Origin of the sequence: Demequina sp. NBRC 110057 (assembly GCF_002090175.1) — a bacterium.
Classification (GTDB): Bacteria; Actinomycetota; Actinomycetes; order Actinomycetales; family Demequinaceae; genus Demequina.
Genome location: NZ_BBRN01000005.1, coordinates 325833 through 351253, shown reverse-complemented (window position 1 = coordinate 351253; position 25421 = coordinate 325833). Strand labels below are relative to the sequence as shown.

Genomic DNA, 25421 nt, shown 5'->3' with positions numbered 1-25421 from the left:
CTCTCAGGCGGCCGATGCGCGGGCCGGGTGTCGTACGGAGGCTTAGCCGTCGATGGTGGTGTGCTGCTCACCCACGGGCGGCAGGTTCTTGCCCAGGGCGAAGGCCTGCACCAGGCCGATGACGCCGATGAGGATGAGCGTCACGCCGGTCATCACGACGAGTGCGAGGGCGGACCAGGTGGGCACCAGGATGACCACGAGTCCGGCGATCACGGCGATGCCGCCGCGGGCCCAGGCCATGCCTGAGCTCTTGCCGCGGCCGGCCTGCGCGAGGGTCGCGATGCCCTCGATGAGCCACCCCATGCCGATCAGCACCACGGTGATGACGGTGAGCGCCTCGGCGGCGGCCGTGAGGTTCTTCAGCGCGACGATGCCGCCGAACAGCAGGAACAGGCCAAGGATCAGGTTGATGAGGCGGAAGCCCGTGGACGAGTCGCGCGTGAAGATGCCGATGCTGATGCGCACCACGCCCGTGATGACGAAGAAGATGCCGGCGAAGGTCGCCGCGATCACGAGCGACTTACCGGGCCACACCAGGAGCGCCACACCGATGAGGACGCCAATGCCGCCCAGCACGCCGAGCATCGTGCGCGCCGCGTTGATCGCCGAACGCGCCATCTTCTCGGGGTCGATCTCCATGCCGTCGAACGGGGAGTGCGGGAAGGGCTGCTGAGACATCGTGCCTCCAGGTCAGGTGCGGGTACGCGCACATGCTATCGGCGGCGCCGGAGATGAACGCCGTGTTTCGTCTGGCGCGGCCGGTGTCACCGGGCCGACACCCGGGTGACGCGGAGGTAAACCGTGGCCCGAGTCTTCGCGGGGTCCCTGGCGCTTACCGCCACGAGCCCCCACCACGAGACTCGACATCACCACCACACGGCGACTACGAGGAGGGAGGCCACGATGGCGAAATACCTCATGAAGCGGCTCGGATCAGCTCTGCTCGTGTTGTTCGCCCTGTCCCTGTTGGCCTTCGCGATCGTTCGGCTCATCCCCGGCGATCCCGCGATGCAGTACCTGGACATCGACAACCCCGACCCGGCCCAACTCGAGGCCATTCGCGAGCAGCTGGGGCTGAACGACCCCTGGTACACCCAGTACGCGCAGTGGCTCGGCGGAGTACTCCACGGCGACTTCGGCACCTCGCTCACCAGCTCGCAGCCCATCGGCGACAAGCTCGCCGACCGCTTCCCCGTCTCGCTTCAGCTGGCGCTGATCGCGGTCATCGTCGGCCTCGCCTTCGGCATCCCCGGCGGCGTCATCGCGGCGGTGCGCCAGGGCGGCGCGCTCGACGCGTTCATCCGTGGCACGGCGTTCCTGGCACTGTCCATCCCCGCCTTCGCCATTGGCGCGGTGGTGATCCTTGTCAACTCCTTCACCCTGCGCCTGCCGCTCATCGGCTACACCCCATGGTCGGTGTCGCCGCTCGGCTCCATCACGTCGCTACTGCTGCCGGCGCTGATCCTGTCCCTCGCGATGAGCGCGGTCATCAGCCGGTACTCGCGCGGAACCGTGATCGACACGCTCACCCAGGACTTCGTGCGCACCGCCCGCTCCAAGGGAGTGCCGACCGGCACCATCGTCCGCAAGCACGCCCTGCGCAACGCGCTGATCCCGGTCATGACCGTGGTCGGCATCCAACTGGCCGCGCTCATCGGCGGCACGGTGGTGATCGAGAACGTCTTCGCCATTCCGGGCATGGGCTCGATGCTCATCGAGGGCATCAACACCTCCGACTACCCCACCATCCAGGCCTGCATCCTCGTGCTCGGAGCGTGCTTCGTGGTGATCAACCTGGTGGTCGACCTCCTCTACCCCGTCGTCGACCCGAGGGTGCGTGCCTCATGACCCGACTCCGCAACGGCGCCCTCATCGCCGGCGTCTCGCTCATCGTCTTCCTCCTGGCCTTCGCGTTCATCGGCCCGCTGCTGACCCCCTACGGAGTGAACGACGTGTCGGACGTGACCTTCGCGCCTCCCACGTCGGAGCACTGGCTCGGCACCGACAACCTGGGCCGCGACATGTTCGTGCGGCTGGCCATCGCCACCCGCTACGCCATCCTCATCTCCTTCGCCTCCACGGTGCTGGCGATGGTGGCGGGCACCGGCATCGGCCTCATCGCAGGCTACGCCGGAGGCCGGCTCGACAACCTGCTGATGCGCTCCACCGAGGTCGTCATGGCGATCCCCGCGATCCTGCTCGCGCTCGTCGTGAGGGTGATCTTCGGCCCCGGCTTCCTGCCGCTCATCCTCGCGATGGCGATCATCGGCGCCCCCGGCTTCGCACGCATCATGCGTTCCCCGATCCTGGTGCTGAAGGAGCGGGACTTCGTGGTCGCCGCCGAGATCGCGGGCGTCCGCCGGCCCCGGATCGCGCTCAGCCACCTCCTGCCGAACGCGACAACGCCGATGCTCGTGAACTTCGCCTCGACGGCGTCACTCGCGGTGCTCATCGAGTCGTCGCTCAGCTACCTGGGTCAGGGCGTGCAGCCGCCGGACCCCAGCGCGGGACGCATGATCAGCGAGTTCCAGCGCTTCATGTACGAGCACCCGACGCTCGTGGTGATGCCCGCCGTGGTCATCACCCTCCTCACGGTGGCGTGGAACCTCCTGGCCGACGGCGTCCAGGTGGCTCTCACGCCCAAGGCCGGCAACCTTGCCGTCCCCACGCGACGCCGCCGCCGCGGCCCGCGACCGGCCTCCCCGCGCGCCAACGCGGTCGAGGCAGCACCAGCGGAGCCGGAGGTCGACCCCCACGACACCCCGGACTCCACCCACGACGCGGTGCCCACCGGCGCCTCGTCGGCCCCGATGGCCCCGCAGGGCCGCGCCTAAGGAACACAGGAGACACCCCATGAGGACACCCATCCGCGGACTCGGCGCGACCGCCGTCGCCGCCGCCCTCGCCGTCACCCTCGCCGCCTGCTCGTCGGGCTCGGTCGCCGAGGAGTCGGCATCCGGGTCGGCAGAGCCGGCAGCAGGCGGCACCATCGTGTACGCCACCGACGTGCAGCCCGTCACCGGCGGCATCGACCCCTATCAGGGCACCGCGTTCGCCAACCTCAACATCACCGGCCTCATCTACGAGCCGCTCATCGCGAAGGACGATGACGGCACGCTGATCCCGTCGATCGCCGAGTCCTGGGAGCAGGTCGACGACACCACGTACACGTTCACCATCCGCGACGGCGTCACCTTCTCCGACGGCACCGAGCTCACCGTCGACGACGTGGTGTTCTCCCTCAACACCATGCGCGGCGCCGACTCGTTGCTCGCCACCAACCTCACCACCATCGCGGACGTCACCGCGCTCGACGACTCGACGGTTCAGGTCACGACGTCGATGCCCGATGCGACGCTCCTGAACACGCTGTCCTACCGCGGCTACGCGATCGTGTCGCAGGCGTTCTACGAGTCCACGACGCCCGAGGAGCGCACCACCTCCGCCCTCGGCACGGGCCCCTGGGCGCTCGCGGACTGGACGGACCAGGTGTCCATCACGCTCGACGCCAACGAGTACTACTGGGGCGACGAGGGCCCCTACGCGGACTCCATCGAGTTCGACATCATCGGCGACGAGACCTCCCGCGCATCGGCGCTGCGGCAGCGTTCGGGCACCGACCTCGCGTGGTTCCGCGACCCCACCCAGGTGAGCTCGCTCGAGGCCGAGGGCTTCACCGTGGGCCAGAACGCCGCGACGCGATCGCTCACCATGTACATCAACGCCTCGGACGGCCCGCTTGCCGACGTCAAGGTGCGCCAGGCGATCTCCAAGGCGATGGACCGCCAGGCCCTCATCGACCTCGCCATGGGCGGCGAGGCCGAGCAGTCGCTCGTGGTCCCCGTGGGTGACCCCGCAGGCATTGCGCCCGACGCCGACACCCCGAACTACACGCACGACGTCGAGGGAGCGAAGGCGCTGCTCGCCGAGGCCGGCGAGGAGAACCCGACCATCACCCTCACCTACGCATCGGACGCCGCCTTCGCTCTCGACGTGCCGATGGTGGAGGTGCTCAAGGAGCAGCTCGCAGAGGCGGGCATCACGCTCGAGCTCAAGGCCCAGCCGTGGGCCGATGTCCTGAACTCGTACATCTCCGGCACCTGGGAGGACCTGGTCCTCGTGCCCGGCGTCTACCAGCCGGACCCGGCCGCGTACTTCGGCACCGTGCTCACTCCCGGCCTGCCCATGGTGACCGCCGTCACCGAGGACTCGCCCGAGGTGGCGCTGTACATGCAGCTGCGCTCCACGTTTGACGAGGCGGAGCGTGCCGAGATCCTCGCCGAGCTCGAGGACATGGTCGCCGAGAACGTCGACGTCCTGGTCGCCTACACCGGCCCCCAGCGCTACGAGGTGTGGGGCGACACGGTGACCGGCTACGAGGTCGACCCGTACACCTACCGCGAGGGACTCACGTCCACCTCGAAGGTGTCCTGACGGACTCCCGGTGCGCGGCGGTGACCACCCCCGCCGCGCACCGGGCCCCCACCCCCGCCACCGCATCGGCCCTACAGAAGGAGCGACGATGACCACCACCGCACCCGCCGCGCTCGACGTCCAGCATCTGTCCATCCGCTACGGCACCGGCACCCCGGTCGTGTCCGACGTGACGCTGTCCGTCGCGCCCGGCGAGATCGTCGGCATCATCGGCGAATCGGGGTGCGGAAAGTCGTCGATCGGCTTCGCGCTCATGGGGCTCCTGCCCGGCACCGCCGTCGTCGAGGCCGACGCTCTCGGCGTGGGCGGCAGGGACATGGCCGATGCCGACGAGCGAGACTGGAATGGGGTGCGGGGCACCACCGCGTCGATGATCTTCCAGGAGCCGATGAGCGCGCTCAACCCGTGCATGAGGATCGGTGCCCAGATCGCCGAGGTGCTCACCGTGCACTCGCTTGCCTCCAAGAAGGAGGCGCTGGCCAAGGCGGTGGAGCTCCTCACGCTTGTGCAGGTGCCCGAGCCGGAGCTGCGCGCGCAGCAGTTTCCTCACCAGCTGTCGGGCGGCATGCGCCAGCGCGTGGTCATCGCGATGGCGATGGCGGCGGACCCGACCCTGCTGATCGCGGACGAGCCCACCACCGCGCTCGACGTCACCGTCCAGGCGCAGATCCTTGACCTGCTGGACAAGGCAAGGCGCGAGACCGGCGCCGGGGTGTTGCTCATCTCGCACGACCTCGGCGTGATCGCGCAGACGTGTGACCGGGTGGTCGTCATGTACGCCGGGCAGATCGTGGAGGAGGGGACGCCGTCCGAGGTGCTCGCCCGCCCCAGCCACCCCTACACGGCGGCCCTCGTCGACTCAATTCCCACGACACACACCGCCCCGCGCGTCGACCTGCCGATGATTCGCGGCGGCGTGACCGACGCCGACCGCGCGACGGCCGGGTGCCGGTTCGCCGCCCGCTGCGCCTTCGCCACCGATGGCTGCTCCGCCCCCCAGGAGTTGGAGGCGGTCGAGGAGGGCCACACCGCACGATGCTGGCGCACCCACGAGCTGCCGCTTTCCAGGAAGGAGGTGCTCGCATGAGCATCCAGGACACCGTCGACGAGATGGCCCCGCTGCGTCCCGAGAACCGTCACGGCACCGACCCGCTGATGGTGCTGAACGGCATCCGCCAGGAGTTTCCGTCCTCCCGGGGGCGCACCGTCCACGCCCTCGACGGCGTCACCCTGACCGTCGAGCGCGGCGAGACGCTGGGCATCGTCGGCGAGTCCGGCTGCGGCAAGTCCACGCTCGCCCGTGCCGCGCTGCTGCTGCGCCGCCCCACCTCCGGTGAGGTCTTCTTCGACGGCAAGGACGCGCTGTCGATGCGCGGCGGCGCGCTGCGCTCGCACCGCAAGCGCGCCCAGATGGTGTTCCAGGACCCCAACGACTCACTCGACCCGCGCTATCGGGTGCAGCGCTCGGTCGCCGAGCCGCTGCGTGCGGCAGGCGTGAGCAGGGCCGATGCTGCCGAGCGGGCCATGGCGGCGCTCGCCCAGGTGGGGGTGCCCGAGGACGCGGCATGGCGCCACCCGCACGAGTTCTCCGGTGGCCAGCGCCAGCGCATCGCGATCGCCCGCGCAATCGCGACGGAGCCCGAACTGGTGGTCCTCGACGAGCCCACCAGCGCGCTCGACGTCTCCATCCAGGCGCAGATCCTGAACCTGCTCCTCGAACTGCAGGAGCGCCAGCAGCTCACGTACATGTTCATCTCCCACAACCTCGCGGTGATTCGGCACCTGTCCCACCGCGTGGCGGTGATGTATCTGGGCCGCATCGTCGAGGTGGGGCCGGCCGCAGACGTGCTGGCGAACCCGCTGCACCCCTACACGACAGCGCTGATCTCGGCGGTGCCGGAGCCCGAGGCGACCAAGCGCGAGCGCATCGTCCTCACGGGCGACCTCCCCAGCCCCGCGAGCCGACCCACGGGCTGCGCCTTCGCCTCACGCTGCTGGCTCGCGACCGAGCAGTGCCGGACCGAGGCGCCGCCCCTGACCACCACCGCGATGTCCGAGCCGGGCAGCGGCCACCTTGTCGCGTGCCATCGGCCGGCCGAGGCCCAGGAGGCCCTTGCCTCCGGCCTCCAGCTCACCGCTTAATCACCACAGACGAACCCCACCGAACCGAAGGAGCCCGACATGTCCGATGTCACCATCCTCACCGCGAAGCTCGTGCGCACCCTGGACGACGCCGTCCCCACGGGCACCGCCGTCGCCCTGCGCGGCGGCACCATCCTCGCCGTCGGCAGCCCCGAGGGCCTCGCCGAGACGTACCCCGGCGCGACCGTCGACGACCGCTACTCCGACAAGGTCCTCACCCCTGGCTTCGTCGAGGCGCACTCCCACATGAGCGCCGGCATGTCGACGCCGTACTTCCTGGGCTACTTCCCGCGCACCGCGCCGGACGGGACGCCGCTGCCCGGCGCGCAGTCCTGGCAGGGCGTCCTCGACGCGCTCACCGCGTGGGACGCCGAGCTCGCGCCCGGCGAGATCCTTGTCGCCAACGGCCTCGACATGCTGTTCCACCAGGGCCACACGCTCGACCGCCACGCCCTTGACTCCATCAGCGCCACGCGCGGCATCCTCGTCCAGCACGCCTCCGGCCACGTCTCGACGGCCAACTCGGTGCTGCTGGACAAGGCGGGCTTCGACGCCTCGACCGACATCGAGGGAGTGGTCAAGGGCGCCGACGGGCTCCCCACGGGCGAGCTCCAGGAGATGGCCGCGATGATGCCGGTCATGGCGCTCACCGGGGTGGACTTCTCGAAGGGGATGACCACCGAGGAGGGCATGTACGCGTTCGCCGCCGACGCCCGCAACCACGGCTGCACCACCGCGACCGACCTCGCGAGCTTCGACCTGGTCCGTCCCGGTGGCTTCGAGCTGCTCGACTCCGTGACCAGGCGCGACGACTTCGCGCTGCGCATCGTGCCCGCCACCTTTGGCGGCATGACGCACTCCTACGAGGAGGCCAAGGCGATCGCCGATGCCGTGGTCGCCCTGCGTCCCGCCGCGTCGCCCAAGTTGGTGATCGGCACCATCAAGCTGATGCTCGACGGCTCCATCCAGCAGCACACCGCGAAGCTTCAGGACCCCGGCTACGTGTGCGGCCACGACGACGGCATCTGGAACTCGACCCCCGAGGTGTTCCGCGAGCAGGTCAAGGCCTTCCATGAGGCGGGCCTCAACATCCACGTGCACTGCAACGGCGACGAGGCCACCGAGGTGTTCGTCGACGCCGTCGAGGAGGAGCTCGCGCGCACGCCGCGCTGGAACCACCGGCACACCGTCACCCACTCGCAGTTGACCACCCGCGCCCAGTACAAGCGCATGGCCGAGCTGGGGATGTGCGCCAACATCTTCTCCAACCACATCTGGTACTGGGGTGACCAGCACATCGACCTCACCGTGGGCCCCGACCGCGTGCGCCGCATGAACGCCGCCCGCACCGCGATCGACGCCGGCGTCACCATCGCGCTGCATTGCGACACCCCCGTCACGCCGCTCGACCCGCTGGCCACCGCCTCGTATGCCGCCGAGCGCCGCACACCCACCGGTCGCTCGTGGGGCGACGAGGAGCGCATCTCCGTCAAGGAGGCCCTCGACGCCATCACCATCGGCGCCGCGTACATGCTGAAGCTTGACCACCTCATCGGGTCGATCGTCCCCGGCAAGCACGCCGACTTCGCCGTCCTCGACCGCGACCCGTACGAGGTCGCCGAGCCCAAGGAACTGCGCGACATCACCGTGCTCGGCACTGTCGTCGGCGGCCACCACTTCCCGTCCCCCGTGGCCGCGGCCACCGCATCGGCCCTCGCCTGAGCCGCCTCACCACCCAAGGAGACTGACATGCCCATCCCCACCGATCCGGCCGGCCGTGAGGCCTACGAGCTGGACCGCGCCCACGTCTTCCACTCGTGGTCCGCGCAGAAGAGCCTCGACCCCGTCGTGATGACCGGGGGCGAGGGCTCGTACCTGTGGGACGCCGACGGCACCCGCTACCTGGATTTCTCCTCGCAGCTGGTCTACACGAACGTGGGCCACCAGCACCCCGCGATCGTCAAGGCGATCCAGGACCAGGCCGCCACCCTGTGCACCATCGCCCCCGCCCACGCCAACGACAAGCGGGCGCTCGCGGCCAAGCTCATCACGGACGTCGCCCCGGAAGGCATGGACAAGGTCTTCTTCACCAGCGGCGGTGCCGACGCCATCGAGAACGCCATCCGCATGGCACGCCTGCACACCGGCCGCACCAAGGTCCTGTCGCAGTACCGCTCGTACCACGGAGCCACCGCGACGGCGATCCAGGTCACCGGTGACCCGCGTCGCTGGCCCAACGAGTTCGTGCCCGCGGGCACCGCGCACTTCTTCGGGCCCTTCCTGTACCGCTCGGTCTTCCACGCCGAGACGGAGGCGGAGGAGTGCGAGCGCGCGCTCGAGCACCTGGAGCAGGTCATCGCGTTCGAGGGGCCCGGCACCATCGCCGCCATCGTCCTGGAGACGGTTCCCGGCACGTCCGGCATCATGCCGCCGCCGCCCGGCTACCTCGCCGGTGTGCGTGAGCTGTGCGACAGGTTCGGCATCCTGCTCATCTGCGACGAGGTCATGGCGGGCTTTGGGCGCACGGGCGCGTGGTTCGCGATCGACCACTACGGGATCACCCCCGATCTCATCACCTTCGCCAAGGGCGTCAACTCGGGATACGTGCCGATGGGCGGCGTGATCATGCGCGACGAGGTTGCCGCCACCTGGGACGACACCGCCTATCCCGGTGGGCTCACCTACTCCGGTCACCCCCTGGCCGCTGCCGCCGCGGTCGCGACCATTACCGCGATGCATGAGGAGCAGGTGGTGGAGAACGCCGCCCGCGTAGGCGCGGAGGTGTTCGGGCCCGAGCTGCGCGCCATGGCCGAGCGGCACCCCTCGATCGGCGACGTGCGCGGGCTCGGCGTGTTCTGGGCACTCGACCTGGTGAAGGACCGCGACACCAAGGAGCCGCTCGCGCCCTACGGCGGCGCGTCGCCCGCCGTCGGGGGAGTGCTCGGGGCCGCGAGGAAGGCGGGCCTGCTGCTGTTCAACCAGTACCACCGCATCCACGTGGTGCCCGCGTGCAACATCTCCGACGAGGACGCCCGCAAGGGGCTCGCGATCCTCGACGAGGCGCTCGAGGTGGCCGACGCCGCCTACGAGGGCGAGCGGGTCTCTGTCGCAGCCTGATCTCGCTCGCACCCCGCGGCCCCGCCTCCGGCCCCTCCTTCCGGACGCGGGGCCGCGGCATGCGGGGAGCGGGGCCGTGAGCGGTCGTTAACGCCCCGAGGCGAGCTGTTCGCGGACGGCCTCGCCGAGAAGTTCCGTGCCGCGGGAGATCGCGGGAAGAGGGATCGCGTTGAAGCCGACCCGGAGGTGGTGGCGCTCGGGTGCGTCGAGGTAGAACCGCTCGCCCGCGTCGACGATGACTCCGCGGCGGCGCGCCAGGGTGGCCGTGCGGGTGCCGTCGAAGTCCTCCGGCCCCGTCACCCACACGGACAGGCCTCCCGCCGGCACCGGACCCAGCTCGAAGGGGAGGTGGGTCTCGAGGCCCTCCACGACGGCCTCCCACTTGCGCGCAAGGTGGCGGCGGTGCTGGCGCAGTGCACGGTGATACTCGCCGGTCTCGATGAACAGGCCCATGGCCCGTTGCAGGTGCCCCGAGGGGTGCTTGGTGAGGTAACGCCGCCTGGCGCGCAGCGCCTTGATGAGGGTCGCATCGGCCACGATGAACCCCAGCCGCAGCCCCGGTGCCACGAACTTGGAGAAGGTACCCACGTAGATCACGCGGCCCGTGCGGTCCAGCGACTTCAGGGAGGGGGTCGGGCGCCCGCGGTAGCGCACCTCGGAGTCGAAGTCGTCCTCGATGACGAGCGCGTCCTCCTCCTGCACCGCACGCAGGAGTGCTGCCCTGCGCGCGTAGGTCATGGTCGTCGCCGTCGGGTGATGGTGGCTGGGGGTGACGTAGACGAGGTCGAGCCCGCGCGCGGCCGCCTTGGTCACGCGCGCGCCGGCGCCGTCGACCTCGAGCGGGGCGAGCGTCGCCCCCGCCCCCTGGAAGATGTGCCACGCGTCGGCGTACCCCGGGTTCTCGACGCCGACGGTGGTGCCCGGCCCAGTGAGGAGGTCGGCAAGCAGGGACAGCGCCTGCTGAGCTCCATTGGTGATGAGCACCTCGGCAGGCGTGACGGACATGCCGCGCGGCGGGAGGATCTCGCGGCAGATGGCGTTCACGAGCGCCTCGTCGTCGCCGTCCACGCTGTCGCGCAGGCTCGCCGCGATGTGGGGGCCGGCGAGCGCGTCGTTTAGCGCGCGCAGCCAGGCGCGCGCGGGGAACATGCCGAGCTCCGGCTGGCCGGGAAGGAACGGGAACGGGTAGCGCGTCCAGTCGGGGTGCGTGGCGGCGTGAGTGAGGTCGCCGTCGCGCGGCTCGGGAAGGCGCGCTGCCCAGTCGATCTGGCCCGCCCGCGTGGCGGGGCGCGGCTCACGGAACACCGAGGTGGGGGCCGATGCCACGGCGGGCTTCTCCTGGGGCACCGGGTAGAGGCCGGAGCGGGGGCGAGACTCGACGAGGCCGAGGGCGGTGAGCTCCTGGTAAGCCGCCGACACGGTGTTGCGCGACACCCCGAGGACCGCGGCGAGGTGACGCGACGAGGGCAGCGGACGGTGCGCGCGAAAGCGCCCCTCGAGCAACGACTGTTCGAGGAAGCGGCGCACCTGCTGGAAGAGTGGCTCCTTGGAGTCGGGGTCGATGTACTGCCTGGCGCGGGCGCCGACCGCCGCGTCCGGCTCGTTCTCCATGATGGTCACGGTTCCTCCAGGGACTGCGGTCACGGGATCAGCGCCGTGACGACGAGGATGAGGCCCGAGGCGAGCGACAGCCACAGGGCGGAGCGCTGGACGAGCGTGGGGGACAGGCGGCGCACCAGGGGCGCGGACAGGACGATGCCGAGCGCGACGGCGGGCGCGAACGCGAGCCCCGTCGCGGCCTCGTGGGCCACCTGCGTGACCTCGCTCGAGCGCGCGAGGGCGAGCGTCACGATCGACGCGAGCGAGGTGGCCGCGAAGAAGGCCGACATCGTGGCCCGCATGCGATGCACGTCCGCGGGGCGGTAGGTCACGGCAAGCGGGGGGCCGGGGAGCGCGGCGACGGGGGTGAGGGCGCCGCCGCATGCGCCGGCGATGGCGAGGCTGGTGCGGGTCATCGCCACCCGCCACGCCAGCAGGGACGCGGCGGACGCGGCCACGACGACGGCGCCCACCATGACGTGGGTGGCACGCTCGGGCGTCGCCCGCGCGAGAAGCGTGCCGACGACGATGCCTGGCGCGGCCCCCGCGAGGAGCACGCCAAGGTCGGCGAGTGACAGGGCGTGGCGCTCGCGCCAGGTCACCAGCGCCATGACGCAGACCGTGGTGGCCAGGATCGACACAGTGCCGAGCGCGGGGGCGGTGAGGGCGAGGAAGGGGACGGCCACGATCGAGAAGCCCATGCCGGTCGCGGCCTGGACGATGGCGGCGATGGCCACCACCCCTCCGGCCAGCGCCCACTGCGCCACTGTCATGGGCGCCTCGCGGGCGCGAAAGTGGTCATGCAACCAGGCTTCCACCAGGGGTGTTGATCGAGCCAGGTCCACATGGCGGGGAGGTTAATGGACAGGTGTTACGCGGAAGCGCGCGCCCCGTTACGCGCCCGAAACAGGGTGGTACCCGGGCGTGGGCGCATACTGGCCCTGGCCCGCCCGGCCAGTGCCGGGCACCCTGGACCTGCATCCGATGCGCACGTGGCGCATCGGCCCCTCGCCCGGCGGGGAGACCCGCCGCACGCCCCAACCTCAAGGAGAGACGATGGCCAAGACCGCTGTGATCACGGGAGCCTCGAGCGGGATCGGTGCCGCCAGCGCGCGGGCGCTCGCCGCCGACGGCTGGAACGTCGTGATCGGCGCGCGCCGTGTGGACCGGCTCGAGGCGCTCGCGGCCGAGATCGGCGCCACCGCCATCCCCCTCGACGTCACCGACGAGGACTCGGTCGCCGCGTTCTGCGGGGCGATCGACGAGTGCGACCTGCTGCTCAACAACGCGGGTGGCGCCCTCGGCACGGCGTCGATGGCAGACGCGAACATCGACGAGTGGCAGTGGATGTGGGACGTCAACGTGCTCGGCACGGTGCGCGTCACGAAGGCGCTGCTGCCCAAGCTTGTCGCGTCAGGTGATGGCCAGGTCATCAACATCGGCTCCATCGCGGCTCGCGAGCCCTACAAGGGCGGTGGCGGGTACAACGCCGCGAAGCACGCCGTGGCGGCGCTCACGCGCGTGCTGCGCATCGAGCTCCTGGGCCAGCCCGTGCGCGTCAGCGAGATCGACCCCGGCATGGTGGAGACGGAGTTCTCGATCGTCCGCTTTGGCGGCGACGAGGACAAGGCCGCGAAGGTCTACGAGGGTGTGCAGCCCATGACCGCCGAGGACATCGCCGACGCCGTCCGCTGGGTCGCCTCGCGTCCCCAGCACGTCAACATCGACCAGATCCTCATGCTGGCGACCGCGCAGACCAGCGCGCAGGTGGTGCACCGGAACCTGTAGGCGAGGGGCGGGCGCGGTGGTGTCCACCACCCCCGCGAGGGTGATAACCTAGTTCCCGCCTTGGGGCTGTGGCGCAGTTGGTAGCGCGTCTCGTTCGCAATGAGAAGGTCAGGGGTTCGATTCCCCTCAGCTCCACCAAGGAAAAGGGCCGCACCGGAAGGTGCGGCCCTTTCGCGTTCCCGGCCGGGCGTGTCCGCCGCGGCCGGGTGTCGCCCTACGGGTACAGCCCGCGCAGCCGCTGGGCCTCCGCGACTCGCGCCACCGCGCGACACATCGCCGCCTCGCGCAGCGTGGTGCCGGTCCGGGCGGAGTATGCCCGCACGTCCTCCCACGCCTCCTCGAGCAGCCTGGTGAGCCGCTGCTCCACCTCGCCCTTTGACCACCACAGCGCCGTGTTTCCCTGCACCCACTCGAAGTACGACACGATGACCCCGCCGGCATTGGCAAGGATGTCCGGCACCACCAGGACATCGCGCGCGGCGAGGATCGCGTCGGCAGCGGTGGTGGTGGGGCCGTTGGCGCCCTCGACGATGACGCGCGCCCGGACGCTCGCGGCGTTGTCCGCCGTGATGACGCCCTCGATGGCGGCCGGCACCAGCAGGTCGACGTCGGCGAGGACCACCTCGGACGCGGGGATGGCCGATGCCTCGGCGAAGCCCGCGACGGTGCCCGTGCGGTCGACGTGGGCGGCGAGGCGGCCGATGTCGATGCCGGCCTCGTCGGCCACGGCCCCGTCGGCGTCGCTGACCGCCACCACACGCACCCCGGCCTCGGCGAGGAAGCGCGCAGCGTCGCGTCCCACCTTGCCGAAGCCCTGGACGGCGGCAGTCGCCGCATCGGCCCTGATCCCTCGGGACTCCAACGCCAACAGGGCGAGGTGCGCGACGCCTCGGGACGTGGCCTCGGCGCGGCCCTGCGAGCCGCCGAGTGCGATCGGCTTGCCCGTCACGACTCCCGGCACCGTGTGCCCGCGGCTCACAGAGTACGTGTCCATCATCCATGCCATGGTCTGCTCGTCGGTGCCGACGTCGGGGGCGGGGATGTCGACCTCGGGACCGATGATCGGCAGGATCTCCGCGGTGTAGCGGCGGGTGACGCGCTCCAGCTCCGCGGGGGAAAAGCTGCGGGGGTCGATGCGGACGCCGCCCTTCGCGCCGCCGTAGGGAAGGTTGACCAGCGCGCACTTCCAGGTCATCCACATCGCCAGCGCGCGCACCTCGTCAAGGTCCACGTGAGGCGAGAAGCGCAGCCCGCCCTTGGTGGGGCCGCGCCAGAAGTTGTGCTGGACTCGGTGGCCGGTGACGACGGTGGGGGTGCCGTCGTCTCGCCGCAGCGGCACCAGGACCGTCATCTCGCGGCGCGGTTGCGCCATCATCCGGTGAAGGCCCTCGTCGAGGCCCAGCCTGTCGACGGCGTGCGCGAGCTGCGTGCGCGCCTCGTCGAGCGGGCGGGTGGCCGATGCGGTGGCCGCGGGGTGGGCGACGGTGGTCATGGGGGCTCCTTCCTGGCGGTGATCTCACCGTAGGAGCGGGCCCGCGCGAGCGGAGGCTCCAGACGTGCGGGAGGTGAGGGGGCCAGGAGTCGCCCGAGCCGGGGCGTGACTACGTGCGGGCGCCCGATGCCGTGAGCGCCGCCGCCAGGCCGGCAAGGGTCTCGCTCGTCCCGGCATTGATGGTGAGGTCGGCGCGACGGTCGCCCTTGGTGGCACCGCGGTTGACGATCACGATGGGGACGCCGCGACGCTGTGCCCGCGCGACAAGGCGCAGTCCCGAGTTCACGGCAAGCGAGGAGCCGGCGACCAGGAGCGCCCCGGCCTCGTCGATGATGGCCTCGGCGGCGCGGCTCCTGTCTGCTGGGACGAGTTCGCCGAAGAACACCACATCGGGCTTGAGGATCCCGCCGCACACCTCGCAGTCGGGCACGGTCACGTGCTCCCACGATTCGGGAAGGACGTCGCCGTCGGGTCCCAGTTCCACGGCGTCGGGGGTCGCCAGCGCGGGATTGTCGCGCTCGAGCCGGCCCGCGATCTCGTCGCGCGGGAACTCGGTGTGACAGGCGAGGCAGACCACGTGCCGCATGCCGCCATGCAGCTCGATGACGCGACGCGAGCCCGCCCGCAGGTGGAGCCCGTCCACGTTCTGGGTGATGAGGCCCGTTACGACTCCCGCGGCCTCCATGGCGGCGAGCGCCTCGTGGCCGGCGTTGGGAAGCGTGCCGGAGAACGCCCGCCAGCCCAGGTGGGACCCCACCCAGTAGCGCCGCCGGTGGGCAGCGTCGCCCACGAAGTCCTGAAACGTCATGGGGGTGCGCCGCGGGGAGTTCTCGCCGCGATAGTCCGGGATGCCGGAGTCCGTCGACAGGCCCGCTCCCGTGAGGACGGCCAGGGTGCGGCCGGCCAGCAGCGCTCGGGCGTCGGAGAGCATCGAGTCGAGGTCGGTCCGTGGGGCGTCCGTCGTCACGTGAATCCTCCTGCCGCGGGCCGATGTCCCTCTCACGATGGTCGCACGGCCTCCCGGGTGGTCGAGGACGAGGGGCGGGTGGCGCGCCACAGCGTCCGCACGGCGAGCCCCGCGGCGAGGGCCCAGAACGCGGAGCCGATGCCCGCGATCGCGATGCCGGAGGCGCCGATGAGGAGGGTCAGCGCCGCGGGGACCCGATCGGACCCATCGGCCATGGCCCCCGTGACCGCGGAGGCGAAGGTCCCCAGTAGCGCGAGCCCGGCCACGGCCTCGATGAGACCCTCAGGCGCGGCGCCGATGAGCCCCGTGAGGGTGCCGGCGCCGAGCGCGAGCACCAGGTACGACGCCCCGGCGGCGGACGTGGCGAGCCAGCGGCGTCGCGGGTCGGGGTGTGCCTGCTCCGACGCGGGAAGGGCGGCGGTGATGGCGGCGAGGTTGATGGCGTGCCCGCCCGCGGTCGCGCCGACGAGGGTGCCCACGCCGGTGGTGAGCATCGCGCTGCGCCACGGCACCGTGTAGCCGTGTGCCGCGAGGATCGCGACGCCCGGGACGTTCTGGGACGCCATCGTCACGATGGTGAGCGGGACGGCGATGCCGAGGGCTGCCTGCCAGGTGAGGGCCGGCGCGGTAAACGTCAGGGCGGGCGCCGCCACGGACGCGCCGCCCGCCGTCGCCACCACCACCGCGATGGCGACCGCGAACGTCACGGGCGTCGCCGCGCGCGGGGCGAATCGCATCAGCGCCACCCACGTGACGAGAAGGGCACCGACGAGCCACGGCTCGTGTTCGAGCGCGAGGAAGGGCGCGAGGCACAACGGCAGCAGGATCCCGGCGAGCATGGCCTGGGCGAGCGACGTAGGGATCGCCGCCACGGCCCGGGCGAGGGGGCGCACCAGCCCGCACGCGAGGATGAGTGTTCCCGTGACGAGGAACGCGCCCACGGCCGCAGGCCAGCCGCCGTCCGCGTACCCCTGCGTGGCGAGCAGGGCGGCGCCCGGCGTGGACCACGCGATGGTGAGCGGCATGCGGTGGCGCCACGACAGGTAGAGCATCGCGAGCGCCTGCGTCACGCACAGCGCCATGAGCCCCGAGGCGGCTTGGGCGGACGACGCCCCGACGGCGCCGAGTCCCGCGAGGACGACGGCGAAGGAGCTGCCGAAGCCGACGAGGGCGGTGACGACCCCCGTCGACACGGCCGTGAGGAGCGAGCGTTCCATAGATGGAACACTAGCGCTCGAGTTCCATGAACAGAACCCCAGTTACAGTGGCCGCATGCCAGCCGCCGATGATGCCCCCGCCGCGACCCCCGGGCTCGCGGCCGAGGTCGGCCAGCGAGCCAGGAGCGCCCGCATGGCACAGGGGCTCAGCCTGGGAGCCATCGCCGCCGCGGCGGGAATCGGCAAGGGTTCCCTGTCCGAGATCGAAAACGGCGTGCGCAACCCGACGCTGTCGACCCTGTACTCCCTCGCCGGCGCGCTCGGCCTGCCGCTGTCCGCCTTGCTCGCCGAGCGCACGGGGGCCGAGGTCGCCTCGCCCGGCATCGTGGCGCGGCTGCTCGACGTGCGCGAGGACGCCGATGCCACTGTGGAGGTGTTCGCGCTCGCGCTGACCCCGGGCGCCGTCCACCGCTCGGACGCCCACGGGCCGGGCGTGACGGAGCAGGTCCTGGTGACGGCCGGCCGCGTGCGCGCGGGCGCGGCGGGTGAGGAGCGCGTCATGAGCCAGGGCGAGGCGCACGCGTTCCCCGCCGACGGCCCTCACACCTATGAGGCGCTGGACGGCGCTGCCCACGCGCTCAACATCATCCGCACTCCGACGGAGCGCCGAAACAGCGGGCCCCGAGGCACTACTGGATCGCCGACGTCAACCGCGTGATGCTTTCGAGGGTTCGCCGGTACCGGGGGCGCTGCCGCCACGCGTCGAGCGTGAGCCGGTTCGAGGCCGCCTGGTAGGTGGCCGTGATGGCGGTCATCTCCCTTGCGACCGCCTCGTCGTAACAGATCAGCGAGAGCTCGGAGTTGAGCTCGAACGAGCGCATGTCCATGTTGCTGGAGCCCACGATCGCGACCTCGCCATCGACCACGATGTACTTCGAGTGCAGCAGGGTAGGCGCGCGATAGAGGTAGATCTCGACGCCCGCCTCGAGCAGCACCCCGTAGTAGGAGCGCTGCGCGTAGCCGATCATCCACTGGTCCATCGCCTCCGAGTTGATCATGCGCACCCGCACTCCCCGATGTGCGGCGGAGATGATCGCTTCCAGCAGCGCCTCGGACGGCACGAAGTAGGGGTTCACGATGGCGATGTCCGTGCGGGCAAGGTGCAAAAGGTGGGTGAAGACCGCGAGGTTATTCTCGCCGTCGAAGCCGGGTCCGCTGGGAAGGACCTGCATGGAGGCGCCCGGCAGGGCGGACGGGTCGGCGCTCATCGGCCGAATCGGATCGTCGAACGATCCGCCCTCCGAGACCCAGTCGGTCATGAAGAGGGTGGCGAGCTCGAGCGCGATCGGTCCCGACGCGCGGACCACCAACTCGTCGTAGTAGATGTCGTCCTTGCGGTGATACGTGCGGTCGATCATGTTCTGCGAACCCGTGAAGCCGATCGCGTTGTCGACCACCACGATCTTGCGGTGATTGCGCAGGTCGGGCCTGACGTACCCCGTGCCGGGAAGGCGCAACGGAAGGATGGCGCGGTACGCGATGCCCGCGGACTCCAGGAACTCCAGCATGGGCTTCTTGCCGTCGTAGCTCCGCGATCCCCACGTGTCATAGAGCACCCTGACGTCGACCCCACGTCGCTTCGCCGCCGCGAGCGCCTCGAAGAACGGCCGCGTTGCGCTGTCGAGGGTCATCGCGTAGTACTCGACCCACACCGCCTGACGAGCGGAGTCGATGTCGCGCACGATGGCGTCGAGCGACGCGCCGTAGTCGGTGAGGATCTCGACGGAGTTTCCCGCCATGACGGGCAGGCGCCCGTAGCCCGTCGCCAGCCGCTCGACGGAGCGGTACGTCGGGCTGACGGCGGCGTCGATGACGCCGTCCCCCATCTGTTTCTTGGCCTCCACCACCTGTGCGTCGATGGTCGCGTTGATGCGCGCCTGAACGTCGCGGCGCGACCGGGGCAGCTTGTAGTGCCCCAGCAGCAGGAAGGCCAGCCATCCGGGGATGGGCAGGATGACGATGAGGAGGATCCAGGCCATTCCCGCGGTGGGTCGTCTGCGGGGCGGGATGACTGCCACGGCCAGCACAATCAGCACCCCCGAGACGATGGCGTAGAGCGTGGCGTGATCCGAGAGCATGGCCGTCAGAGTACGGGAGGCCGCCCGGGAAGCCCGCCGCGTGGCATGTGGGGTCGCAAGCGCGGATAGGCTCGCACCACCATGAGCGCCCGCGCCCGCACCTCGCAGCCGCAGGAGGGCGTGCCGCCGATCACGCTCACCGACGAGTTCGAGCGTGCCCTTGAGCTGCTCCACGCGGGCGCCAACGTGTTCCTCACCGGGCGGGCGGGCACTGGCAAGTCGACCCTCGTGCGGCACTTCCTTGCCACCACGGGGCGCAAGGCCGTCACCGTCGCCCCCACCGGCATCGCGGCCCTCAACGTCGACGGCTACACGATTCATCGGCTGTTCTCCTTCCCGATGGGCATCACCGAGGAGACGGTCGCGAGCCGCGGCTACTACCCGGGGAGGTTTGCCGCGACGCTCAAGGAACTTGAGATCCTCATCGTCGACGAGGCGTCGATGGTGCGCGCCGACCTCTTCGACGCGCTTGTGGCGGCGCTCGAGAGGTTCGGCCCCCACCCCGGCGAGCCCTGTGGAGGCGTGCAGCTGGTGCTGGTGGGCGACCTCCACCAGCTGCCGCCCGTGGTCCGCGACGGCGAGGTGGACTACTTCGACGAGCGCTACGGCACCCCCTACTTCTTCTCCGCGCGGCGCTTCGACGAGGCGGCGTTTCCGGTCGTGGAGCTCACGCACGTGTTCCGCCAGAGCGGCGACGCGCGCCTCGTCGACATCCTCAACGCCGTGCGCGAGGGCGCCCTCCTCGAGGACGCGCGGCGCGAGCTCAACGAGCGGACCGACCCCGAATTCGAGCCGCCCGAGGACGACTTCTGGCTCACCCTCGCCACCACGAACCGCATCGTGCGCACCCGCAACCGGCAGATGCTCGAACGCCTCGCCGGCCCGCGCCGCACCTACCGCGCGTCCGTGCGCGGCGACATGGACGGCTTCGAACTTCCCGCGGACGACACCCTCGAGCTCGCCGAGGGTGCCCAGGTCATGCTGCTCAGCAACGACCCCTACGACCGCTGGGTGAACGGGACCATCGGCCGCGTGGTCGCCCTCCTCGACACCCGCGACGGCCCCCTGGTGCGTGTTGAGACCCGCGGCGGCGACGTGGTCGACGTCGAGTCGCACACGTGGGAGGTGACGCGCCCCACGGTGACCGGCGACGGGCTGGGCCGCGAGGTGGTCGGCACCTTCACCCAGCTGCCCATGAAGCTCGCCTGGGCCATCACGATTCACAAGAGCCAGGGCCAAACGCTCGACAACGTCATCGTTGACCTCACGGGCGGCACGTTCGCGAACGGCCAGCTGTATGTGGCGCTCAGCCGCTGCACGAGCCTCGCCGGCCTGGTGCTCAAGCGCGACGTGCTGCCGCGCGACCTCAAGACCGACGTGCGGATCCGCCGCTTCCTCACCGCCGGCTCACGGTCGGCCGATGCGGTGGTGGGCGAGGCGTACCTGGCCCTCCTCACCGTGGGTCAGGTGGGGGACCGGTACCGGCCGCGGCCCGTCGAGATCGCCGTCGTGACCGACGACGGGGACGAGGCCACCACGGTGGTGAACCCCACGAGCGACCTGTACGAGGCGCAGACGCGCTTCGGCCTCACCACCCGCGATGTTCAGCTTGCCCCGGTCCTCGCGGAGGCGTGGGCGTCGCTGTCGCCGCTGCTGGCCGGCAGGGTGCCGGTGGGGGTGGGCATCGACCAGCAGTTGGGCTGGATCGACTTCGAACTCAAGCGGCACGGCGTCGTGGAACCCATGGCGCTGGGGTCCGAGGTGCCTCGCGGGGCCTTCACCGCCGACGAGCGCGCGCTGCTGACCGCCCCCACGGCCCTCGAGCGCGCCCGCGTGATCCGCGACGCCGCCACCCGCTGGCACGACTTCACGTCTGACCCGCTCGCCGGGGGCGGCACCGGCTTCTCTCCGCTGCCGCGCGGACGCGGCTACCTGATGGCGCGCACAAGCGGCGACGTGGGGGTCACGGGGCCCGAGGCATTCGTGGTGGGAGGCAATCTCGCGGCGGACGACGACCCCGCCGCGGTGCTCGCGGGCTTCCTCGCCGTCGCGTGGGACCGCGTCATCGACCGCGATCAGGAGGCGCTTGACCGGGTCCGCGCCGCGGAGGCCCACTTCGGCGTCACCGTCCTGCCCGAGGGCCTGGAGGTCGCCGGCCCCGCCGACCCCGCCGCGCTGCTCACGCCGGGCGCGCGCGTGTGCTTCACGGGCACGGTGGTGACGGCCGACCGGGGTGTCCTCGACAGGGAGAGGATGAAGCGCCTTGCTGCCGCCGCCGGGCTGACCCCGGTCGATAGCGTCACGAAGACACACACGGACATCCTCGTGGTCGCGGAGCGCGGCACGCAGTCGGGCAAGGCCCGCAAGGCGGCCGACTACGGCAAGCCCGTCATCGACGCGGACGCGTTCCTCGCCTGGCTCGACGCGCGGTGAGACGATGCGGGCATGACCCGCACCGTCACCTCCACGATGAGCCTGGACGCCGCCGGCGACGCGCGGCTCATCCTCGCGATCGCCGTCGCCCAGGGGCACGACGCCGACGAGCGCCTCACCATCACGCTCGACGGCCGCCCCCTCGCGCCCACCGAGCTGATCGACGCCCACGGCACCCGACTCCACAGCGTGGACGTCACGGCCGGGCGCGTCGACGTGACCTACCGCGCCGTGGTGACGGGAGCGGCCGAGCCGGCCGCGGCATCGGCCCTCGACGAGGTGACCTACCTGCGCCCCAGCCGCTACTGCGAGTCCGACACCCTCGCGCAGGTGGCGCTCGCGGAGGCCGGCGGACGCACCGGCCACGACCTCGTGCGTCACGTCGCCGCCCTGGTCCACGCGCAGCTCGCCTACGTCTCGGGCTCCTCGCGGCCCACGGACGGCGCCGCCGCGACGCTTCTCGCGCGCCAGGGAGTGTGCCGCGACTTCGCGCACGTGGTGGTGGCCCTCCTGCGCGCGCTCGACGTGCCCGCGCGCGTGGCGGCCGTCTACGCGCCGGGGCTCGACCCCATGGATTTCCACGCCGTCGCCGAGGCGATGGTCGACGGCCGCTGGTGGGTGGTCGACGCGACGGGGCTCGCTCCCCGCGCCTCGCTGGTGCGGATCGCCACCGGCCGCGACGCCGCGGACACGGCCTTCCTCACCACGATCGGCGAGCCCGTCGAGCTGGTCTCGATGGAGGTCATGGCCGTCGCGGAGGCGCTGCCGCAGGACGACCCTGCGGTGGCCGTCGCGCTCACCTGACGCGAGGCGGGCGCGGGCCCAGCGACTAGCGTGGGCACGTGCACATCCTGGTGGTCGCGTCCACGCTCCCCGCCCACGCGGCCGATGCCGTGCCTCGCTTCGTGCTCGACCAGGCCCTCGCGCTCGCGCACGCCGATCCCGGCGTCACCGTGACGCTGCTTGCGCCGCACACGCCGAGCTCCCGCGAGCTGACGTGGCCGCGCGCCGAGTCCGCCGACGGCAGGGTCCGTCAGCACCGGTTCGGCTACGCGCCGCGCCGCTGGGAGACGCTCACCGCCCGCGGCATCATGCCCGCCATCTCCGAGCACCCGGCGATGGCGGCTGTCGTGCCGCTGCTGCTCGCGGGGGAGCGGCGCGCGCTGCGGCGCGCGGTTCGCGACCTGCGCCCCGACGTCGTCTACGCCCACTGGTTCACGCCCCAGGCCATTGTCGCGGCCTCAGTCGCGCGCAGGGCAGGCGTGCGGTTCGGCTTCACCACCCACGCCGCCGACGTCGCGGTCCTGCGCCGCCTGGGGCTGCTGGGCACCCGGATCGTTCACTCCGTCGTCGAGCGCGCCGACTTCGCGACGGCGGTGAGCCGCCAGACGGCCGACCGGCTGCTCGCCTTCTTCTCCGGGGCGGCGCGCGAGCGAGTCGAGGCAGCGCTCGCCATCGAGCCCATGGGAGTCACGCTGCCCGACTCGCCCCTGCCTCCCGGTGCGCCGCACACCGTCGCCGTCATCGCGAGACTTGTCGAGAAGAAGGGCATCCACGTCCTTCTCGAGGCCTGGCCGCGCGTGCGGACCGCGGTGCCGGACGCGCGCCTCGTGATCGGCGGCGACGGGCCGCTGCGCACCCGCCTCGAGAGCACGGCGGCGCCGCTCGAGGGCGTCGAGTGGCGCGGCTACGTCACCGGCGATGACAAGGCGGCGCTTGAGCGTGAGGCGGGGATCGTCGCCGTGCCCTCCATCGTCGCCGCGGACGGCGACGCCGACGGCCTCCCCGTCGCCGCGCTCGAGGGTCTTGCGCGCGGCGCACTCGTGGTGGCATCCGATGCGTCGGGGGCGCAGGACCTCCTCGCGGACGTGGTCACCGTCGTGCCCGCCGGTGACGCGGACGCGCTGGCCGATGCCCTCGTGAGGGAGATGACGCGGGAGCCCGCCGATCGCGAGGCGCGCGCTGCGTCCGCCCGCGCACGGGCATCGGCCCTCAGCTGGGAGCACCTTGCGCCCGCGATGCTCGCGCGCCTGCGGGGTGACCGCAACGCCGTGGAAGGATGACCGGCGTGAAGGTCCTCGTCATCAACTCCGACCTCGCTGCCAACCGCGGCGACCGCGCGATCGCCGCGGGCCTGCTGGGGCTCGTCCGGGATACATTTCCCGGTGCCCGGGTCACCATCGTGTCGCAGCACGCCACGCGCGACGGCGCCTGGTTCGACGCCGAGGCCCTGGGCCAGGACATTCACTCACTGTCGCCCCTCGCGCTCGTGAGCCTCATGCGCGCCGCGCGCCGCGCCGACCTGGTGCTGTGGGGCGGAGGCGAGCTGCTGAAGGACTACACGAACCGCCTGGGCGTCTGGTACTGGGCGGTCAAGATCGCCGCCGTGCGCGCCGCCAACCGCAACCTCGTGGGCGCCTTCCAGGGCATCGGCCCCACGTCGGCACGGTCCAGCCGCCGCCTTATCGCCGCCACCGTGCGCCGCACCAAGACGTTCCTGACGCGCGACGAGGAGTCGCGGGACAAGCTTGTCGCGTGGGGAGTGCCCGCGGAGCGCGTGACCGCGAGCTTCGACTGCGCCGTGTACGCGACCGACCTCGAGCCCGTCGACCTCCCCGCCGAGCGCTACGCCATCGTCGCCCCGCGCGAGTGGTTCCACTACCGCAAGGGCGGTTGGCTTCCCCACCGCTGGCGCCGCGAGCGGCCCCAGCCCGACGCTGACCTTCTCGCCACACGCCTGGTGGAGGCCATCGATGCGCTCGTCGAGGCGCACGGCGCCGTGGTCCTCGCCCCCATGCACATGGTGCAGGACCCCGCCTTCGCGCACCGGCTGCGCGAGCGCGCCGCGCACCCCGAGCGGGTCCACGTCCTCGACGACGACGAGGTCTCGCCCGGGCAGATCCGCTCCGTGTATGCGGCGGCAGACGTGATGATCGCGCTGCGCCTGCACGCCGGCATCGTCGCCTCCTCGGTGGGAGTCCCCACCGTGACCTACTTCTACGTCGACAAGGGTCGCCTCTACGCCGACCAGGTGGGGGCGGCCGGCTACACCCGCCCTATCGAGCGCCTGCTCGAGGACGATGCCGTCGCGGACCTCACGCACCTGGCCTCCGCCGTCGTGACTGACGCCGCACAGGCGGAGCGCACTGCAGCCGCGCTCGCCGCGATGCGCGAGCGTCTGCGCGCCGACTTCGCCGCGGCGGTCGGAAGGTGAGCGGCGACGCTGCTACGGAGCGCCGGCGGCCCTGGGGGACCGCCGTGAGGTGGCTGTTTTATGCGGCCATCGTGGCCGCCTTCGCGTGGTTTCTCGCCACCGTCGACTGGCACGCGCTGGACGGCCTCGAGGTGGGCTGGGGCTGGGTCGTCGCGGCCAGCGCCATCGCCCTCGCATTCCGCTACCTCGGCGTGATCGTGTGGCGCGTGGTGCTCTCGCGCCTGGGTGCCAGCCACCTTCCCCGCTTCGTCGTGATGGCGGACATCTACGCCAAGGCGTGGCTGGCGCGCTACATCCCCGGCACCATCCCGTGGATCGCGGGAAAGGTCTACCTCGCTGCCGAGCAGGGGATCTCGAAGTCGCGGCTCGCGATTTCGACGCTCGTGGAGGCGGCGGCGCAGATCGTGGCCGTCGGCGCCGTCTCCCTCACGATGCTTGCCCTCGACCCGCGCATCGGCGAGATCTCGCCGGTCCTCAGGATCGTGGTGGCAGTGGGGGCGGTCCTCGGATTCGTCGCGATGACGCCGCCGGTGTTCAACCGTGTGCTCGCGCTGGGCTTCCGACTGTTGAAGCGCGGCGAGGTGACGCCGGTCGGCTGGGACGTCGTCGGTTCGTCGCTCGGCCTGTACGGCGTCGGCGCACTGGTCTCGGGCCTCGCCTACGCGCTGTTGTTGAAGGCGATCGTGCCCGACACTGGCGCGGGGGACCTGCTGTTCCTGGTCGGGGCGTTCGGCTTCGCGGGCGTCGTAGGCATGCTGACGCCGCTCGTGCCGAGCGGCCTGGGCACCAGGGATGCTACCCAGATGGTGCTGCTGCTCGTGGTGCTCCCCGCACCCACGGCCGCCCTCGTCGTGATCGTCAGCAGGGTCTGGTCGGCCGCCGTCGACCTGCTGTTCTGGGCCGTCGCCACGGTGGTAGGGCGACTCGCGCGTACCTGAGA

The 25421-nt window shown here is 71.4% G+C and carries 21 protein-coding genes and 1 tRNA gene; 15 read left to right on the top strand and 7 right to left on the bottom strand.

Annotated elements, in window-relative coordinates; all coding sequences use genetic code 11:
* Positions 1 to 42 precede the first annotated feature (42 nt).
* Positions 43 to 678 carry an HdeD family acid-resistance protein gene (locus B7K26_RS10080; protein WP_084079055.1) on the bottom strand — a complete coding sequence of 212 codons (636 nt, stop codon included), beginning with the start codon at positions 676 to 678 and terminating at the stop codon, positions 43 to 45.
* Positions 679 to 903: 225 nt separating this feature from the next.
* Here B7K26_RS10080 and B7K26_RS10075 point away from each other — a divergent pair, with 225 nt between their 5' ends.
* The 7 genes from B7K26_RS10075 to B7K26_RS10045 all read left to right on the top strand — a co-directional run bounded on the left by B7K26_RS10075 (position 904) and on the right by B7K26_RS10045 (position 9693).
* Positions 904 to 1848 carry an ABC transporter permease gene (locus B7K26_RS10075; protein ID WP_084079054.1) on the top strand — a complete coding sequence of 315 codons (945 nt, stop codon included), beginning with the start codon at positions 904 to 906 and terminating at the stop codon, positions 1846 to 1848.
* The gene (locus B7K26_RS10070; protein ID WP_084079053.1) at positions 1845 to 2834 is read left to right on the top strand and encodes an ABC transporter permease; all 990 of its coding nucleotides are present in this window, start codon (positions 1845 to 1847) and stop codon (positions 2832 to 2834) included. The genes B7K26_RS10075 and B7K26_RS10070 overlap by 4 nt, the downstream gene beginning before the upstream one ends.
* Before the next feature lie 19 nt (positions 2835 to 2853).
* Positions 2854 to 4434 (top strand): ABC transporter substrate-binding protein, encoded by a 1581-nt coding sequence (locus B7K26_RS10065; RefSeq protein WP_084079052.1) that lies wholly within the window; start codon positions 2854 to 2856, stop codon positions 4432 to 4434.
* Positions 4435 to 4522: 88 nt separating this feature from the next.
* The gene (locus tag B7K26_RS10060; RefSeq protein ID WP_084079051.1) at positions 4523 to 5521 is read left to right on the top strand and encodes an ABC transporter ATP-binding protein; all 999 of its coding nucleotides are present in this window, start codon (positions 4523 to 4525) and stop codon (positions 5519 to 5521) included.
* The gene (locus tag B7K26_RS10055; RefSeq protein WP_200811086.1) at positions 5518 to 6576 is read left to right on the top strand and encodes an ABC transporter ATP-binding protein; all 1059 of its coding nucleotides are present in this window, start codon (positions 5518 to 5520) and stop codon (positions 6574 to 6576) included. The genes B7K26_RS10060 and B7K26_RS10055 overlap by 4 nt, the downstream gene beginning before the upstream one ends.
* Positions 6577 to 6615: 39 nt before the next feature.
* Positions 6616 to 8298 (top strand): amidohydrolase, encoded by a 1683-nt coding sequence (locus B7K26_RS10050; protein WP_084079050.1) that lies wholly within the window; start codon positions 6616 to 6618, stop codon positions 8296 to 8298.
* A gap of 27 nt (positions 8299 to 8325) precedes the next feature.
* Positions 8326 to 9693, top strand: a complete 1368-nt coding sequence (locus B7K26_RS10045) for an aspartate aminotransferase family protein (RefSeq protein WP_084079049.1) — start codon at positions 8326 to 8328, stop codon at positions 9691 to 9693.
* A gap of 87 nt (positions 9694 to 9780) precedes the next feature.
* On the opposite strand, the gene B7K26_RS10040 is transcribed toward B7K26_RS10045, so the two are convergent.
* Complete coding sequence (locus B7K26_RS10040; protein WP_084079209.1) at positions 9781 to 11304, bottom strand: PLP-dependent aminotransferase family protein; 1524 nt, start codon at positions 11302 to 11304, stop codon at positions 9781 to 9783.
* Between the two features lie 29 nt (positions 11305 to 11333).
* A complete protein-coding gene (locus tag B7K26_RS10035; protein WP_084079048.1) occupies positions 11334 to 12065 on the bottom strand; it encodes a sulfite exporter TauE/SafE family protein in 732 nt (243 codons plus the stop codon).
* 283 nt (positions 12066 to 12348) lie between these two features.
* Between B7K26_RS10035 and B7K26_RS10030 the strand changes: the two genes are divergently transcribed.
* The gene (locus tag B7K26_RS10030) at positions 12349 to 13080 is read left to right on the top strand and encodes an SDR family NAD(P)-dependent oxidoreductase (protein WP_084079047.1); all 732 of its coding nucleotides are present in this window, start codon (positions 12349 to 12351) and stop codon (positions 13078 to 13080) included.
* Positions 13081 to 13142: 62 nt separating this feature from the next.
* Positions 13143 to 13218 (top strand) — tRNA-Ala (locus B7K26_RS10025).
* 76 nt (positions 13219 to 13294) lie between these two features.
* Here B7K26_RS10025 and B7K26_RS10020 read toward each other — a convergent pair.
* The 3 genes from B7K26_RS10020 to B7K26_RS10010 all read right to left on the bottom strand — a co-directional run bounded on the left by B7K26_RS10020 (position 13295) and on the right by B7K26_RS10010 (position 16756).
* Entirely contained in the window at positions 13295 to 14572 is a 1278-nt protein-coding gene (locus B7K26_RS10020) for a Glu/Leu/Phe/Val dehydrogenase (RefSeq protein WP_084079046.1), read from the bottom strand.
* 109 nt (positions 14573 to 14681) lie between these two features.
* A complete protein-coding gene (locus tag B7K26_RS10015; RefSeq protein WP_084079208.1) occupies positions 14682 to 15503 on the bottom strand; it encodes a Sir2 family NAD-dependent protein deacetylase in 822 nt (273 codons plus the stop codon).
* Positions 15504 to 15571: 68 nt separating this feature from the next.
* Complete coding sequence (locus tag B7K26_RS10010; RefSeq protein WP_084079045.1) at positions 15572 to 16756, bottom strand: benzoate/H(+) symporter BenE family transporter; 1185 nt, start codon at positions 16754 to 16756, stop codon at positions 15572 to 15574.
* Between the two features lie 55 nt (positions 16757 to 16811).
* Between B7K26_RS10010 and B7K26_RS10005 the strand changes: the two genes are divergently transcribed.
* On the top strand, positions 16812 to 17414 hold the full coding sequence (locus tag B7K26_RS10005; RefSeq protein WP_084079044.1) for a helix-turn-helix domain-containing protein: 603 nt from the start codon (positions 16812 to 16814) through the stop codon (positions 17412 to 17414).
* Here the strand turns inward: B7K26_RS10005 and cls are convergent.
* Positions 17386 to 18834, bottom strand: coding sequence for a cardiolipin synthase (cls, locus tag B7K26_RS10000; RefSeq protein WP_084079043.1), 1449 nt, complete (start codon positions 18832 to 18834; stop codon positions 17386 to 17388). The genes B7K26_RS10005 and cls overlap by 29 nt on opposite strands.
* An 81-nt stretch (positions 18835 to 18915) precedes the next feature.
* On the opposite strand from cls, the gene B7K26_RS09995 reads away from it, so the two are divergent.
* Genes B7K26_RS09995 through B7K26_RS09975 form a run of 5 tightly spaced genes read left to right on the top strand, consistent with a single transcriptional unit; the run spans position 18916 to position 25419 of the window.
* The gene (locus B7K26_RS09995) at positions 18916 to 21267 is read left to right on the top strand and encodes an AAA family ATPase (RefSeq protein WP_084079042.1); all 2352 of its coding nucleotides are present in this window, start codon (positions 18916 to 18918) and stop codon (positions 21265 to 21267) included.
* Positions 21268 to 21279: 12 nt separating this feature from the next.
* Positions 21280 to 22071: a transglutaminase family protein gene (locus B7K26_RS09990; RefSeq protein WP_084079041.1), complete on the top strand. Its 792-nt coding sequence runs from the start codon at positions 21280 to 21282 to the stop codon at positions 22069 to 22071.
* A 38-nt stretch (positions 22072 to 22109) separates the two neighbouring features.
* On the top strand, positions 22110 to 23330 hold the full coding sequence (locus tag B7K26_RS09985; protein WP_084079040.1) for a glycosyltransferase: 1221 nt from the start codon (positions 22110 to 22112) through the stop codon (positions 23328 to 23330).
* A 5-nt stretch (positions 23331 to 23335) separates the two neighbouring features.
* Positions 23336 to 24481 (top strand): polysaccharide pyruvyl transferase family protein, encoded by a 1146-nt coding sequence (locus tag B7K26_RS09980; RefSeq protein ID WP_159449664.1) that lies wholly within the window; start codon positions 23336 to 23338, stop codon positions 24479 to 24481.
* Positions 24482 to 24525: 44 nt separating this feature from the next.
* On the top strand, positions 24526 to 25419 hold the full coding sequence (locus B7K26_RS09975) for a lysylphosphatidylglycerol synthase domain-containing protein (RefSeq protein WP_159449663.1): 894 nt from the start codon (positions 24526 to 24528) through the stop codon (positions 25417 to 25419).
* The last annotated feature ends 2 nt before the right edge of the window (positions 25420 to 25421 follow it).

Coding starts and splice junctions, on each gene's coding strand:
- B7K26_RS09990 (WP_084079041.1), top strand. CDS start 21,280: ATGACCCGCACCGTCACCTCCACGATGAGCCTGGACGCCGCCGGCGAC.
- B7K26_RS10020 (WP_084079046.1), bottom strand. CDS start 14,572: ATGACCACCGTCGCCCACCCCGCGGCCACCGCATCGGCCACCCGCCCG.
- B7K26_RS10010 (WP_084079045.1), bottom strand. CDS start 16,756: ATGGAACGCTCGCTCCTCACGGCCGTGTCGACGGGGGTCGTCACCGCC.
- B7K26_RS10015 (WP_084079208.1), bottom strand. CDS start 15,503: ATGCTCTCCGACGCCCGAGCGCTGCTGGCCGGCCGCACCCTGGCCGTC.
- B7K26_RS10045 (WP_084079049.1), top strand. CDS start 8,326: ATGCCCATCCCCACCGATCCGGCCGGCCGTGAGGCCTACGAGCTGGAC.
- B7K26_RS10080 (WP_084079055.1), bottom strand. CDS start 678: ATGTCTCAGCAGCCCTTCCCGCACTCCCCGTTCGACGGCATGGAGATC.
- B7K26_RS10030 (WP_084079047.1), top strand. CDS start 12,349: ATGGCCAAGACCGCTGTGATCACGGGAGCCTCGAGCGGGATCGGTGCC.
- B7K26_RS10065 (WP_084079052.1), top strand. CDS start 2,854: ATGAGGACACCCATCCGCGGACTCGGCGCGACCGCCGTCGCCGCCGCC.
- B7K26_RS10040 (WP_084079209.1), bottom strand. CDS start 11,304: ATGGAGAACGAGCCGGACGCGGCGGTCGGCGCCCGCGCCAGGCAGTAC.
- cls (WP_084079043.1), bottom strand. CDS start 18,834: ATGCTCTCGGATCACGCCACGCTCTACGCCATCGTCTCGGGGGTGCTG.
- B7K26_RS09995 (WP_084079042.1), top strand. CDS start 18,916: ATGAGCGCCCGCGCCCGCACCTCGCAGCCGCAGGAGGGCGTGCCGCCG.
- B7K26_RS10060 (WP_084079051.1), top strand. CDS start 4,523: ATGACCACCACCGCACCCGCCGCGCTCGACGTCCAGCATCTGTCCATC.
- B7K26_RS10050 (WP_084079050.1), top strand. CDS start 6,616: ATGTCCGATGTCACCATCCTCACCGCGAAGCTCGTGCGCACCCTGGAC.
- B7K26_RS10070 (WP_084079053.1), top strand. CDS start 1,845: ATGACCCGACTCCGCAACGGCGCCCTCATCGCCGGCGTCTCGCTCATC.
- B7K26_RS10075 (WP_084079054.1), top strand. CDS start 904: ATGGCGAAATACCTCATGAAGCGGCTCGGATCAGCTCTGCTCGTGTTG.
- B7K26_RS10005 (WP_084079044.1), top strand. CDS start 16,812: ATGCCAGCCGCCGATGATGCCCCCGCCGCGACCCCCGGGCTCGCGGCC.
- B7K26_RS10055 (WP_200811086.1), top strand. CDS start 5,518: ATGAGCATCCAGGACACCGTCGACGAGATGGCCCCGCTGCGTCCCGAG.
- B7K26_RS10035 (WP_084079048.1), bottom strand. CDS start 12,065: ATGACAGTGGCGCAGTGGGCGCTGGCCGGAGGGGTGGTGGCCATCGCC.